General features: G+C 47.4%; 15 protein-coding genes, 1 other RNA gene and 2 pseudogenes. 6 read left to right on the top strand and 12 right to left on the bottom strand.

Annotation, left to right across the window (positions count from 1 at the left end; translation table 11 throughout):
- Window positions 1–175 precede the first annotated feature (175 nt).
- Window positions 176–508 (bottom strand): hypothetical protein, encoded by a 333-nt coding sequence (locus I579_RS06780; RefSeq protein ID WP_174270019.1) that lies wholly within the window; start codon window positions 506–508, stop codon window positions 176–178.
- 92 nt (window positions 509–600) lie between these two features.
- Window positions 601–981, bottom strand: a complete 381-nt coding sequence (locus I579_RS06775; RefSeq protein WP_010754350.1) for a CvfD/Ygs/GSP13 family RNA-binding post-transcriptional regulator — start codon at window positions 979–981, stop codon at window positions 601–603.
- Between the two features lie 216 nt (window positions 982–1,197).
- On the opposite strand from I579_RS06775, the gene I579_RS06770 reads away from it, so the two are divergent.
- A complete protein-coding gene (locus tag I579_RS06770) occupies window positions 1,198–2,364 on the top strand; it encodes a MalY/PatB family protein (RefSeq protein WP_010754351.1) in 1,167 nt (388 codons plus the stop codon).
- A gap of 144 nt (window positions 2,365–2,508) precedes the next feature.
- Window positions 2,509–3,161 (top strand): annotated as a pseudogene (locus I579_RS13140) (YczE/YyaS/YitT family protein).
- Window positions 3,162–3,219: 58 nt separating this feature from the next.
- Here the strand turns inward: I579_RS13140 and I579_RS06760 are convergent.
- Window positions 3,220–3,807, bottom strand: coding sequence for a peptidylprolyl isomerase (locus I579_RS06760; RefSeq protein WP_010754354.1), 588 nt, complete (start codon window positions 3,805–3,807; stop codon window positions 3,220–3,222).
- A 139-nt stretch (window positions 3,808–3,946) separates the two neighbouring features.
- Here I579_RS06760 and I579_RS06755 point away from each other — a divergent pair, with 139 nt between their 5' ends.
- Window positions 3,947–4,918, top strand: coding sequence for an NAD(P)/FAD-dependent oxidoreductase (locus I579_RS06755; protein ID WP_010754355.1), 972 nt, complete (start codon window positions 3,947–3,949; stop codon window positions 4,916–4,918).
- Between the two features lie 71 nt (window positions 4,919–4,989).
- Window positions 4,990–5,499 (top strand): phosphatidylglycerophosphatase A family protein, encoded by a 510-nt coding sequence (locus tag I579_RS06750; RefSeq protein WP_010754356.1) that lies wholly within the window; start codon window positions 4,990–4,992, stop codon window positions 5,497–5,499.
- Between the two features lie 50 nt (window positions 5,500–5,549).
- Here I579_RS06750 and I579_RS06745 read toward each other — a convergent pair whose 3' ends face one another.
- The 5 genes and pseudogenes from I579_RS06745 to I579_RS06725 all read right to left on the bottom strand — a co-directional run bounded on the left by I579_RS06745 (window position 5,550) and on the right by I579_RS06725 (window position 10,767).
- Window positions 5,550–6,713 (bottom strand): DUF2264 domain-containing protein, encoded by a 1,164-nt coding sequence (locus I579_RS06745; protein ID WP_010754357.1) that lies wholly within the window; start codon window positions 6,711–6,713, stop codon window positions 5,550–5,552.
- Window positions 6,714–7,000: 287 nt separating this feature from the next.
- Window positions 7,001–7,684, bottom strand: a complete 684-nt coding sequence (locus I579_RS06740) for a TIGR01906 family membrane protein (protein WP_010754358.1) — start codon at window positions 7,682–7,684, stop codon at window positions 7,001–7,003.
- On the bottom strand, window positions 7,681–8,448 hold the full coding sequence (locus I579_RS06735) for a TIGR01457 family HAD-type hydrolase (protein ID WP_010754359.1): 768 nt from the start codon (window positions 8,446–8,448) through the stop codon (window positions 7,681–7,683). The genes I579_RS06740 and I579_RS06735 overlap by 4 nt, the downstream gene beginning before the upstream one ends.
- A gap of 341 nt (window positions 8,449–8,789) precedes the next feature.
- Window positions 8,790–9,218 (bottom strand): annotated as a pseudogene (locus tag I579_RS13080) (YutD family protein); the annotation flags it as partial.
- Between the two features lie 139 nt (window positions 9,219–9,357).
- Window positions 9,358–10,767 carry a bifunctional metallophosphatase/5'-nucleotidase gene (locus I579_RS06725; RefSeq protein ID WP_010754361.1) on the bottom strand — a complete coding sequence of 470 codons (1,410 nt, stop codon included), beginning with the start codon at window positions 10,765–10,767 and terminating at the stop codon, window positions 9,358–9,360.
- A gap of 142 nt (window positions 10,768–10,909) precedes the next feature.
- Between I579_RS06725 and I579_RS06720 the strand changes: the two genes are divergently transcribed.
- On the top strand, window positions 10,910–11,194 hold the full coding sequence (locus tag I579_RS06720; RefSeq protein WP_010754362.1) for a hypothetical protein: 285 nt from the start codon (window positions 10,910–10,912) through the stop codon (window positions 11,192–11,194).
- Window positions 11,195–11,322: 128 nt separating this feature from the next.
- Here I579_RS06720 and I579_RS06715 read toward each other — a convergent pair whose 3' ends face one another.
- On the bottom strand, window positions 11,323–11,574 hold the full coding sequence (locus tag I579_RS06715; protein ID WP_010754363.1) for a hypothetical protein: 252 nt from the start codon (window positions 11,572–11,574) through the stop codon (window positions 11,323–11,325).
- Window positions 11,575–11,829: 255 nt separating this feature from the next.
- On the opposite strand from I579_RS06715, the gene I579_RS06710 reads away from it, so the two are divergent.
- Entirely contained in the window at window positions 11,830–12,324 is a 495-nt protein-coding gene (locus I579_RS06710; RefSeq protein WP_010754364.1) for a hypothetical protein, read from the top strand.
- Between the two features lie 176 nt (window positions 12,325–12,500).
- Here the strand turns inward: I579_RS06710 and ffs are convergent.
- From ffs to I579_RS06700, 3 genes are all read right to left on the bottom strand, one after another.
- Window positions 12,501–12,585: signal recognition particle sRNA small type (ffs, locus tag I579_RS12665), an RNA gene on the bottom strand.
- 131 nt (window positions 12,586–12,716) lie between these two features.
- The gene (gene tadA, locus I579_RS06705) at window positions 12,717–13,259 is read right to left on the bottom strand and encodes a tRNA adenosine(34) deaminase TadA (protein WP_010754365.1); all 543 of its coding nucleotides are present in this window, start codon (window positions 13,257–13,259) and stop codon (window positions 12,717–12,719) included.
- Window positions 13,260–13,362: 103 nt separating this feature from the next.
- The gene (locus tag I579_RS06700) at window positions 13,363–13,797 is read right to left on the bottom strand and encodes a MarR family winged helix-turn-helix transcriptional regulator (protein ID WP_010754366.1); all 435 of its coding nucleotides are present in this window, start codon (window positions 13,795–13,797) and stop codon (window positions 13,363–13,365) included.
- Between the last annotated feature and the right edge of the window lie 105 nt (window positions 13,798–13,902).

Here is a 13,902-nt window from a genome sequence, read left to right as displayed (position 1 = left end):
CTCATTGATTTTCTTGGTAAATTATAACATAGGTTTCCCTGAAAAAGACGACTGGCTGTCACGGCCGCCCTCCTATCCGCCTAAAAAAGGTTCTAAAAAAATCAGCTAAGCGCAAGGCTTAACTGATTTTTTACTGGAATGCTGTCTGGCTTCACCAAGCCATGTGACAAAGCGCCTAAAAATAGGGCATTCCTTCAATATCATAGTTGCGGATAATTTCCCGGAATTTTTGAGGTTCTTCCCAATAATAGCCCGCGGGAAGCTCGCTCTTTTGGGCCGCTTCTTCGGCTTCAAAGACAAACATCGGGACATTTTCTCGGTTGATTTGGCCGTTGGTTAACTCCACTAGATCGATCTTTTTCACGTCAAGCTCAACGGTGGTCTTCAACAATTCCAAGATATTGGCCAGACCCGTCTTGCCTTCTGAGTAGTCCGCGTAGGCTAACTCCAACGTGCTCCCAGTTGCGTGCAACAAAAAACGTTTGGCCCCGTCTTCCAAATGAAGCATGACGATTCCTGCGACTTTTCTGTTTTCCAAGGTACCACCTCTTATTTTTTCTCATGCCCACATTCTAGCATGATTTCAGAAAATGTACATAATTATTTCCTTAAGGTTTCATTATGTAAGTTTTGCAAGGCTTCTTCGATCCACCCGGGTAAGCGCTCGGCAATACTGCGAAAACCGATGCGTTTGTTCTTATTGGTGAAATAACGTTTTCGAGGACTGCGATGCTTTTCATAGACAGTTTCTAAAGAGCGCTTGGATAAACTAATCTTATGGGAATACTCGTCGATGTCGATGATTTGCACGGTGACCTTTTGGCCGATTTTAACCACATCGTTGATATTTTTGGTATAGCCGGACTGGATTTCCGATACATGGATCAGCCCTTGGGTGTGTTCATCCAAGGCTACGAATGCGCCATAGGGTTGAATCCCGGTAATGGTGCCCTCGAGTACTTGGCCGATTTGATACGTCATATCATTCCCTCTCTTCTACTCGTCCTATTATACTGTAACTCGTAGATGAAGTCACCTTGTATCCACAACCGGGGCTTCACGACGCTCTGTGGCTTAGGCTCCTGAAATTCATCCCTCTGTCAATCGACGGCATTTTTGATTATACTAAAGCTATCGCAAAGCCCAAGGTAGAAATTCCCTGGGTTTTCTAGTAACGACTATGAAGGAGGAAATCTGATGCAGGATTTTGACCACATTTACCCACGAGTTGACACGGATAGCGTCAAGTGGGACAGTATCAAAACAACTTACGGCAAGGATGATTTAGTACCATTATGGGTGGCGGATATGGACTTTATGGCGCCGGCCCCCGTAATTGATGCCTTAAGCGACTATACAAAGCGAGGGCTTTTCGGTTACTCCCTCGTGCCAGATGCCCTCTACCAAGCAATTTTTGATTGGGAAAAGACCCATTACGACTATTCCTTAGAAAAAGAAGATATCCTCTTTTCTCCAGGGGTGGTGCCTTCCATCGGGGTGGCGATTCAAGCATACACCCAGCCCGGTGACAGTATTTTGATTCACGATCCCGTGTACCATCCCTTTGCCAATATGGTCAAAGCCAATGAGCGCAATCTGGTGACTAGTCCCTTAGGAATTGAAGACGGGCATTTCGTCATGGACTTGACGGACATGGAGGCCAAAATCAAGAATAATCAAGTGAAAATGCTGATTCTCTGCAATCCTCACAATCCCGGCGGTCGGGTCTGGACAAAAGCTGAGCTCATCGCTTGCGGCCTCCTTTGCCAACAATACGGAGTGCTAGTCGTCTCCGATGAGATTCACCAAGATTTGGTATTTGCGCCTCATCAACACCACTCTTTCCATACTTTGGCGCCGGACTTTGCCGACTTCTCGATTATTTTAACGGCTGCCACTAAAACTTTTAACTTGGCGGCGGTGAAGCTCTCCATGGTGTACATCAAAAACAAAGAACTTCGAGCAGCTTTCCAGAAGGTCCAAAGCACCACGGAACAAAATACCATTAACACCTTTGGCTATGTGGCGACTCAAGCGGCCTACGAAAAAGGCGAGCCTTGGCGTCAAGATCTTTTAACCTACTTAGCAGAAAACAGCCGTTACACGGAAGCCTTCTTTAAAGAACACCTGCCTCAGGTTAAAGTCATGGCTCCAGAAGGTACCTATTTAATGTGGCTGGACTTTCGTGCTTACGACTTGTCCCCGAAAGCCTTGGAAGACAAGTTGGTGCAAGAAGCCGGCGTGGTGTTAAACAACGGCGCCATTTTCGGCAATGGGGGTCGGGGCTTCATGCGCTTAAACCTAGCTTGTCCTAGAGAAACCTTAGCAGAAGGCCTAGAACGCATTCGCAAAATCTTTGGCTAAGAAACTGCCGATCTACTAGTAATACTTGCTACTTCTAGCCAAATCACATTCTACTCAAAAAACCAGCCACTTTTTTCGTGGCTGGTTTTTTGTCAGCAGTCGCTCTATGATACAATAAAAGAAAGCGCATTTTTGGATGTTTGTATGCTTCGTGATTGCTTTTTGCCAAAGCGTTTGGCAATTTACTGCACCGGGTTGTTAATTCTAGCCTTGGGGACTGCACTATTTCCCTTAAGTCGTCTGGGAAGTGGCGCCATTGTGGCCTTGCCGGTAGTTCTCAGCCACTTCACCAACCTGACATTGGGCCAAGGAAGCTTTTGCCTCTTTTGCCTGTTTATCTTCCTGCAAATCCTCTTAGAAAAAAAGTTCCGGCTAAAGACGTTATTGCAGCTGCCCTTTTCCTTAGTCTTCGGTGCTTTAGTGGATTTTTATAGCTTGACTTTGGGCTTAGCCGCATGGCAACCAGAAGCCTGGCCGGTACGCTTGTTTCTAGTGGCGGCTGCTATTTGTGCCACCTCCCTGGGGCCCTTTTAATGGTCAAAGGCGATATTATCCTAAACGCCCCGGACGGCTTCGTTGTCCAGTTGGCGAAAAAATGGCAAAAGAGCTTTGGTCAAACCAAGCTAGTGGTGGATGGTGTGCTATTGGCTGTAGCGGCTCTGCTGGGCTTGGTCTTCACCGGCTCTTTAACTGGACTCGGTATCGCTTCTTTTATCGCCGTCTACTCCGTGGGTCGCCTAATTCAGCACCTAGATCAACGCTTGTTTACGGAAAAAGGAATACGTGAAAAGGCCTGAGGAAAATTCCTCAGGCCTTTTTCATCCCGCTGAGCAAGTGCTAATCAGCTTTTTGGGATTAATCCTTAATCTCAATGGTTTCAATCACTACGTCATGGACGGGACGATCTTGTGGTCCCCGTTGCACGTTGGCGATCTCGTCCACCACATCCATGCCTTCTAGTACGTGGCCGAAAACCGTGTGACGGAAGTCCAACCAAGGAGTACCCCCACCCTTGTAAGCTTCGATGATTTCGCTTGGGTAGCCCGCGCCTTCTAATTGGCCCAACATATTGCCAGGAACGTTTTGGTTGTTCACGATGAAGAACTGGCTGCCGTTGGTGTTTGGTCCGGCATTCGCCATGGACAATGCCCCACGAAGGTTAAACAATTCTTTTGAAAATTCGTCTTCAAACGTACCGCCGAAAGAGCTGTCGCCGCCCATACCGGTACCGGTTGGGTCGCCCCCTTGAATCATGAAGTCTGGAATGACCCGGTGGAAGATGATGCCATCGTAATAGCCGGATTTGGCTAAGGTTTCAAAGTTTTCGACGGTGCGCGGTGCTAGTTCTGGGAATAATTGTACCAAAATGTTGCCCCGATTGGTTTTGATCAATGCTTGGTGGCCAGTTTGGGCATCCAAGGTAAGCTGTGGAAATTGAGACATGGTAGTCCCTCCTTTTTCTTAATAATCTCATGATAGCAGAAAACTGGTTTTTTGCCACTTCTTTGTTATAATGCCTCTAACTGGCTTTCGGCTAGTAACTAGAAAATCAAGTGACAGTTTAAATAGATGAGGTGGAACCATGGAAGTATACGACGTAACGATTCTAGGCGCGGGACCGGTGGGACTTTTTGCGGCCTTTTACGCTGGCATGCGCAAGCGCAAAATCAAGGTCATCGACAGCCTAGATCAAGTAGGCGGACAGCTAGCGGCCTTGTACCCGGAAAAAGTGATTTACGACATCCCCGGACAGCCGGAAATCGCGGCCGGTACGCTGATTAAAAATTTGGAACAACAACTGACGAAATTTCCCGTGACCTATGCGTTAGGCCAGCGGGTGGAAAATTACCGGGAAGAAGGGGATCTGCTCGCCATTGAAACCGATCAGGAAATTCATTACACGAAGACGCTGATTTTGGCTACGGGACAAGGTTCCTTTGCCCCAAGAAAGCTAACCGTTCCCGGGGCTGACACCTTTGAAGGCCGGGGAATTTCTTACTTCGTGACGGCACCGGAGCAGTACCGCAATCAACGGGTATTGATTGCCGGTGGTGGGGATTCCGCTTTGGACTGGGCCTTATCTTTAGAAGCCCTGGGCGCTGAAGTCGGTCTGGTTCATCGTCGGGATAAATTCCGCGCCCACGAGTACCAAGTGGAAAACTTGGAGAAATCCGGAGTCAAACGCTATACGCCTTACGTGATTGCCGAGCTTCACGGGGACACTCGCTTGCGCCAAGTGACCTTGGTACACAAGAAAACCGGCGAGCAAGTGATTCTGCCCACTGACGAGCTGTTGGTCAATTACGGCTTTGTCACCGACCGCAAGTCCCATTGGCCTTTGGAACAAGACACGGCAGGCATCACCGTTTCCAGCAACATGGCTACGAGCTTTCCCGGGGTCTTTGCCTGTGGGGACGCGGCTAGCTATCCCGGCAAGGTGAACTTGATTGCCACGGGCTTTGGGGAAGCGGCCACTGCGGTGAACAATGCCGTAGCCTTCCTTGACCCAACCAGTCGCCGGCAACCCGCTCACAGCACCAGCCTCTTTGCGTAATCGACCCCAACTTTTCTGCCTTGTGTTATCATAGAGGAAGTGAAGCACTTACAGAGTTTGGAGGAATCAACATGGTTATCGAAACAAAATCATTAGAAGAAAAAGCCCGGGAGTTATTATTTAGCCGCGGCGTTACTATGAAAGATATGGGGGAATTGGTCTTCTTCTTACAAAAAGACTACATTGAAGACATTACTCTGGAAAAATGCATCGAAAGCGTGGACGCCGTTTTGACGAAGCGAGAAGTTCACAATACGATTATCACCGGGATTCAATTGGACATTCTGGCGGAAAAAGGCGAAATGATCGCGCCTTTACAAGAAATCGTAGCCGAAGACGAAGGCCTCTATGGTATCGACGAGATTTTGGCCCTATCCATCGTCAATGTCTACGGCTCCATCGGTTTTACCAACTATGGGTACATCGACAAAGTGAAACCGGGGATTTTGAAAAAACTTAACGAACACAACGGCAAAGATGTCCATACCTTCTTGGATGACATCGTGGGCGCTATTGCCGCCGCAGCCGCAAGTCGTTTAGCCCATGCCACCCCCGGCAAATCCCATACTATTTTGCAGTGAAATTGCTGATAAAAAAACCGGAATCGAGTTTTCGATTCCGGTTTTTCTTTTTAAAGCCCAGGAAATTCGTGGTATGCATGATCCCGGTGAGTCAATTGACCGCTCCAGATTTTCTTAGCGGACCAGTCTTCCTCCGGCGCTTGCCAGAAGGCTTGGTCGGCTGGAATCCCTAGTGGCAGCATGACTTGCAGAGCCAAATAACAGCTCCCCACGTTGATATACGGTTCTCCCATATCCGGTTGGGCCCCGAAGACCCCTACCGTCAAAAAGCCGCGGTCGTCGAAATTGCTTTTTGCGGACATGACTTTGCGAATAACTGCGGTCAACCCACTGCGGACTTGAGCCGGCGTCACCTCAGCTGGCAAGAAGTCTTCCAAACAAGCTTGCGCCAGATGTTGGAAACAACCAAAGCGATAGCACATGGAACGGCCATAAACTGGATAAGTTCCATCACAATTGATCAAAAGTTCTTGGTATTGGGCAAAACGAGTCGCCCGCTTCATAACTAATTCAGGCAATTCCTTGTCGTAAATCTTGGCATTGGTGACGATAATCGGATAACGCTTAATCAAGTCCACCAAAAACGGTTGGATCACGAAGCTATTGTAGTAATCATTGGCAAATTCTTCCCCGTCGCCGTAGATGCCATCGCCTTTGTACCAACGATTGATCAGTTGAATCCCATAATCAATGCGCATAGGATCAAAATCACTACCCAAAACATCCAATCCCGCTTCTACCATGGCAGAAAACAGAATCCAGTTGTTGTTATGATGCACGATATTGCGGCTGCTCTTTAATGCTTGGATCAATTGATCTTTAACGATTTGCGGTAATTTTTCGGTAATTTGCGTCTTTGCCCGCAGTAAGCCATGGGCTAAAAAGGCCGCATCCACCAAGGCTTGATCGCTGACTCCGGGTTCATTGGTGAAAAAGTAACGTTGGTCGTTTGCCGGGTCGCTTAAGTAGGCCAAAGCTTGTTGGGCCATCTCCCGGTATTCGGCTTGTAAAGCGGCCTCTGCTGCCGGCACTTCCTCTAGTTCCAACCAAGGGGCAATCCCCGCAAAACTCCGGGCGAATGCTTCCAGTGGAGAGACCAAACTATCCGTGTAGCGCTTCATCACTTGGGGCAGTTGATTGCTGGCTGCCGCCTCTAAAACCGGGCGGGCGATTTGATCCAAGGTTTGGACCCAATACGTACGTGTATCTGTCATGAAATCTCCTCATCTCATCCTCGGAGGCCCATTTAGTTTACTAGGCCTGACCTGTTCTACAGGATCTCTGGCGCTACACACCCTCGCCAAAGTAACCTTACGTGCTTATTTTATTTCTATTTTAGTAAAAGTCAAACAAAAATTCTAAAAGAAACCGGTTCTTTTTTATCAATACACCGAAAAATAGCTATAACATCGCCCTTTATCCTTTTATTCGTTTACTAAAATATTTTCTAATCCACAAAAAACCGCAGTTCACGCCTAGGCGCAAACTGCGGTTGATCCGTTTATTTTCTCAATGACCGGCGCCCTACAAGGACCATCGAAAAGAAGAAGAGTTCTAATAAAACAAAAGCTAAGATAAAGCAATACATGAAAAAGCCTTCTGGTAAAACATTGATAATAGGATCTGTGGCCGGGTCAAAAAGCCAGTCGTAGTTTGAAAAAAACAACTCATGAAACTTCACAAAAAAGGTGTCGAAACCAATTGCCATGAGAAAACCGAGAATAACTGGTACTCCCATGCCCCACTGAAAGGGCCGCACCAATTGCCACAGGCGCCCATTACGCTTCAAGTAAAGTAAGTAAGCTACAGCCGGTATCACCGTTACCAAAAGCACAGCGTAATTCAACAAAAACAAGTATTTCACGTCTACGAAATGACCGTATCCAGCAGCTGACATGGGGAAGTCCGGTAGGTTCATAGACGTAATCCAAGGTTTGTTTAAAAAGTCCATCAGCTGATCGAAATTCTTCAACAAGGTCCCTTGATCCAGCCCAGAAATCGTCAAGAGATCAAAGCGCTGAATGCTAAAGCGATACAGTGGCCGAAAATTTATCGTAATCGTAATCGCCAAAGTCAGCAAGAACAAAAACAAACTCACTAGCCCGAAAATGGCCAGTACGCGTTGCTTTTTGCTGTTAAGCGGTCGCGCTTTTTGGGAGATAGCGCCTTTGTCTCGGCGACTCATGACTCAAACCGCCACTCGTCTAACGAGTCCAAGACGAAGGTTGGCGCCACGGGCAATTCAGGGACTTCTGCCTTTGGCGTAAAGCCGGTTAGAACCAAGAGTGTGTCTAAGCCATTGTCAATCCCAGCGCGAATATCGGTCAAGTAATTGTCTCCCACCATAAGGACCTCGTCTTTTTTCAATCCGATTTTTGCCACGGCCGCTTCCATAATCACCGCTTCTGGTTTTCCGATAAAGATTGGTTCCACTTGGGTCGCGGTGGCTACAAAGCTCACTAATGCCCCGGCTCCCGGCAACAAGCCCCGCTCAGTGGGGATATTTTTGTCCGGATTGGTGCCGATAAATGTCGCGCCTTTTTGAATCGCCAAGGTCGCGGTGACGAATTTCTCGTAGGTCACTTGGTTGTCTAGGCCCACCACCACGTAATCCGGCGTAGTCTCTTCCCAGACGAAGCCTGCTTCAAGTAACAGATCAATCAGCCCGGTTTCCCCAATGGCATAAAAACTCGTGCCCCCATGTGCTCGCATGTAATCAATCGTCGCTAAGGTTGCGGTGTACACAGTCTCCGGCCCCACGTGGATGTCGAATTCATTTTTCAAACGATCTGCCACGGTTTCCGGTGTTCTGGTGGTGTTATTGGTCACAAATAAAAAGGGCAACTGGCGAGCTTGCAATGCTTCCACAAAGCGTTTGCCCGCCGGAATTGGTTCACTGCCCCGGTAAATGGTGCCGTCTAAGTCAATTAAATATCCTTTATAAGTCACGTATTCTACTCTTCCCGTTGTTTAATCACGAAACCGCGTTTGCTTCCTTTTGCTGTGCTTTTTTCTTGTGAGGTTTCGGTTGTTGTTTTTTTTGTTTCCACCGGTTTGTCTACCCGTTTGGTAATCACCGGTTTGTGGCGCTTGGAGAGGTCTTCTTTGCGCTCTTTAATGTGAGCTTGGCCATTTTTTTGTGGATTCGCCTTGCCTTGGCCTCGTTGTCGTTTGTCCCGAGTGCGGTTGCCTTCTTTGGCTCCAGATTTTCCGGATCCCCCAGGCTTATTGCCACTAGCATTTGCCTGGGTTGCCTCTGGATTTTGCGTCGTACGGCCTTCTGTAGGACGTTTCGTGTGGCGCCGGCGATTGGAACTCTTTTCCCGTTTGCCGCCGACGCGCTTAATGACGAAATACGCACAGCCAAAGTTACAAAACTCGTACAAGTAATCTTGTAACGTATCAATGCGCTGGTCCGGTTGTGCCTTACGATCGTCGGCTTCAAAAAAGCCCTTTAAGCGCAACTGCTCATAGCCCCAGTCTCCCACTACATAATCGTAGCGCGCCAAGACTTCACTGTAGCGTTCCCCGAGTTTTTCCGCATCGAAGCCTTCTCGATGATTGGCCACTAGCTTGTATTCCCGTTCACCGATTAAAAAGTCTGTTTCGTTCACCACAGTAACCACTTCTCCTTTGACGGGTTTCGCCTCGGCTTCTGGTTGCGTGGCCTCTTCAATCGCCGCCGTCAATTCTTGATCTAAGGTAGGCTCTTGTTCTATTTTTTGCTCTGTTTTTTGATTTTTATGTTGTGGGTGTTTCTCTGCTTTTATGGCTTTAGGCTTGCCCTTGTACCCCGCTTTTTTGGAGGCTGGCTGTGCCTTTGCCTGATGATTTTGGTTTTGATTTTTGGTCATTTTTTCACCGCCTGTTCTCCATTATACCTTGTTTTGAAACCCTTGGATAGTGACCAGCTAAATAGTGACCCAAAACCGAGCGGATAAATTCTGGGAACAAAAATTCATTGTCCCCCATGATTTCAATCGTCGGGAAAAAAGGCACAAACATAAAGTGATCCACTGTGGTCAAGGTGTAGTCTTTTTCCGGTTCCAAGTCTTTGCCTTGCCAGAGCACCCGGCGATTAATCGGGTCGTATTCGATGCCACTGTAGACGATTTCCCCGAAAATCTTCCCCCGAAAGCCCATGCCATAAACCGGAAATTGGCGCAAGAAGAAGCGGTTTTTCTCCATTTCCAAGACTAGTCGGTACATATCGCGACCTTTTAGAGTCACCCGAATCAGGTGCATAGGATGGGGCAAACACTCATGAAGCTGGTCTTGATCCACGACACCGGCCGGTAATTCCGTCAAAAACAGACCGGTGTTTAAGACCGCCGCTTCCGTTTGTCCCCGCTCTTTTAAAGCTACCAAAGTTTCTCGAATCAAGGAATGCTCCGAAGCCAAGTTTCGCTCCAGAGTAAAGGGCAACTGGGCCACTTGCTGGGCTTGCAATAAGCGATGCCCTTCTGCTAAGTACCCGTTGATTTCTTCCTCGTCTTCGGCAAAGGCCGGCAAGCTAGCCGTCTCCACCGTATGCGCCTCCCGCTTCACCAAACGATGCTCTTCGTCTAATAAAAGCTGGACCTCCCCAATATGCTGACCAAATTTTCCCGCCGCGGCCAGCAACACCCCATTTTCCACACGACCTTCTGGCAGTAAGTGATGGGTATGGGAACCAATGATTACATCCAGTTGGGGCAAGTCTTGGGCGATGCGCAAGTCTGCGGAAAGTCCCAAATGGCTCATTAAAACTAGCACATCCACCTGTTTACGCAGACGGCTGACCATGGCCGGCAAAAGTTCCATAGGCTGGCGGATATCCCAGCCATTCGGTCCATAGGTCAAAGGAAAAGGCGCGGTCATGGCAATCAGCCCGACTTTGGTGCCGGCATTCGTCTCACGAATCGTATAAGGTTGACACCAGTCAGGGGCCTGTAAGGTCTTGGGATCATACAAATTGGCTAAGAGCACTTGAAAGTCCGCCTCGTCGTACAGGTGATTCAACTCGACTTTGGAATTGCCGATACCTTCATTATTGCCAATGGTAGCCACATCGTAATGGGCCTCGTTCATCAAGCGGATATTGGCCTTGCCATTAGTCGCCTCGGTTAAAGGATGCCAACGATCCACAAAATCCCCCAAGTCCACCGTTAAAACGCCACTGATATCTTGCAAAGCCCGCCGGCGAGAATCCAAATAGCGGCGAATCTTCGGCCAGTTTTCCAGATGGGAGTGCAAATCATTCGTATGTAAGATGGTTAATTTTTCCATGATGTTCGCCTCACTTTGCCTCCAGTCTACCATAGAAGCCACGCTTTTTTCCCGTGTTTTTCCTTGCGAAAGCTCACCGTGGCATATCTTTTTTCGAAACATTACTTCCATGATAAACTGAAAGAAAAGGAGCGTGAAAAAAATGTTTGAAAAACTACGACAAGAATGGGAAGAACACTTCGGAAAAGACCATGATTTTACAGAATTAAAAGGAAAAACCGTGGATGAAGCCGGGCAATTCGTCGATCAAGACGGCCATGTCACTCCTGTATGGACCCAACCCACCGTGGATTCTTTAAACGAAATGATCACCGGGGACTGGAATCGCTTCTTAACCGAAAGTGATGTCTACCGCAATTTATCCGAAGAAGAAAAAGTTCAACTGAAAATCGAAGGCCCAAAATACGAAAATTATAGTGGAGATTAAGGGCAGACCCCCAAATAAATGAATAAGAAAAAACAAGACTTCTCCTGCATTAGTTTGGGAGAAGTCTTGCTTTTTCATTGGCTAAATTTTGTAGCTTACGGGGTGCCTTTCTTAATAAAACCCAGCCCTTATTTTTTCCGACTTAGCCGGGCCACGCGCATCATAACCAAACCGATTACGATTAGGAATGCACCTAAAATGATTTGCCAAATACTTTGGCTGCCTAACAGTGTAAAAATTTCAGATGAAACCAAAGGTCGTACATGACCTAGGTGATGATGCTCGCTAATTTCTGCTCCAAAAGCGACCACTTGACCAAATGGTAGCAGAATTTGGGCACAAACCAAGATCCCCACCAACAACTTCCAACTCTTTTTCATCTCCGTGCCTCCCCTCACAAAAACGTATCTCTTTACCATATTTTAACCATTTTATTATTTTTAGGCAAATTTTTCTATATTTTAGTTGCTTTTTTATTCAAAATAAGAAGTAAATGACCTTATTCTCTCGGAAATTGTCTTTTTCTTCTTATTTTTATTTGACTATCCTGTGATTACTAGTTAACATTAGAATATAATTAAAATGAATTTAATTACGTCTGAACAAAAATTTATCATATCCAAGGAGGCTCTTATATGAAAGGCAAATACCTGATTTTTCCCTTGCTACTAGCAATCGGACTTGCTGGTTGCACTTCAACCGGTGATTCAGATGACACCACCGTCACCAGTCAAAGCACTAGCGCCACCAGTCACTCCACCACCGCTAGCACTTTACCTGACACAGCACCCACTACGAAAGCAACCTTTGCTAGCGAGACGCAAAAGCTAGCCGACGATCCAAACTATCAAGTGGATAAGATTGAAATCATGGACAAAGACGGCTTCGATTGGATCATGGTGCGTCTGGATGATAGCGTCCATGAGCTTTCCGAACAAGAACAACTGGCCCACTGCCAAGAGCTCCATCCCCAGATTTTAGCGGCCTATGAAGACTACTACGCCGACGAGACCGAGAGCATCCATCGTCCGATTGCTTCTTACTTCACGGAAGGCTTTGATGAGATTGCTCGCACCGATCCCAATGCGTCGGACTACGAGACCATCACTTTGATGAATGCCACAAAGTAACTGCTTGAATTTGTATTTCAAAAAAAACTGCCATGATGGGCTTCACTAGTTAAGCTGAAGCGCTCCATGGCGGGTTTTCTTTTTTTAGTTTCCAGGCTGTGCTATCAGTCTCGTCCATTTTGCGCCCATTTAAGATAAAAATAAAAAAGACAGGCACCAGGGCCTGCCTTCACTACTATGTATCGGACACATGGCTGCAACTGCTTAGGGCTGCTTCCTTCCAGATCTGACCCACTTCACTGCCCAGCCATTGTCCTAGCCTTTCGGCAAAAATAAGTATACCGCACTTTTTTGATTGATGCCACCCTTTTAGTAAATTATTTAAAAAGGGGCAAAAAAATACTGACTACCTCGGTAAACAACGGCTACTTCACAAACGCTTAAATAATCAGCTATTCTTCCCCAGCTTCAATCTCTAAGGCTTGCTGGGCTTTTAAGGCTTGTTTCCGGCGTTTTTTTTCGGCGCGCAACTGGCGGAAAAAGTCGGTTAACAACTGTCCGCATTCTGCCTCTAAAATCCCGCCTTCCACATAGGCCCAGTGATTAAACCGCTGATCCTCCAATAAATTCAACAAGGTTCCCCCGGCACCGCCTTTGGGATCATAGGCCCCAAAATAACATTCTTCCACCCGAGCAAGCTGCATGGCACCACTGCACATGGGGCATGGCTCCAAAGTGACAAATAACTGGGATTGTTCCAAACGCCAGCTTTCCAGATTGGCACAAGCGGCTTTAATGGCAAACAGCTCCGCGTGGGCAGTGGCATCTTGGCTGTGCTCCCGTAAATTATGCCCGCGACCGATGACTTCCCCATCCAGCACCACGACACAGCCAATGGGCACTTCCCCTTGAGCGCCGGCTTTTTGGGCCTCCAGTAAGGCCAGACGCATGAAACTTTCTTTTTGCGCCTGAGTTAAAGTTGATGATTTTTCCACGGAATTCCTCCTGTTTCGTTCTAGCTCCAGTATAACGAAAGCCCCAAAATGCGCAATAGCTGAACGTAATCCCCCTAGCACGGTCACGGTGGCTCAAATACTCTTAGTTTTGAGTGGGGTCATCTGATTTGCCTAATTTCGTCAAAAGGGCTAATAACTGCTCTTGTTCAGTCCCAGAAAGGGAGGAAAAAAAGGCGCCTCCTTGATTGCGTCGTTCTTCTTGCAACTTCTCAGATAGCGTTTCGCCACTGTCAGTCAAAAAGTAGCGGTTGCGTCTGCGATCGGCGGGATCTTGTTCTTTTTTTATCAAAGCTTTTTGCTCCAATTTCGTCAAAACTTCACTTAATGACGCTGGGCGAATTCGCATAAACGCCGCCAGTTCCTTTTGACTACTGCCCCCATGATGCCCCAACACCCGTAATAATCGGGCCTGACTTGGGGCCAATTCTTGGGAGACCGTCCCATTAATCTGAGCCAGACTTCTTCTCATTTGCCGATGGGCTTGTTGAAACGCATCAAACAGCGCTTGTTCCTCCATAAAACCACTCCTTTTCCCCTGGCCTAAGCTTTTCAGGGGGTGCCACTTCCTGGAAAAACCGTTAAGGTAAGCAGGCTTTGCTTAGTCTCAGTTTATAAGACTTTC

Source organism: Enterococcus asini ATCC 700915 (assembly GCF_000407365.1).
GTDB lineage: Bacteria > Bacillota > Bacilli > Lactobacillales > Enterococcaceae > Enterococcus_C > Enterococcus_C asini.
This window is presented reverse-complemented; position numbering and strand designations above follow the sequence as displayed.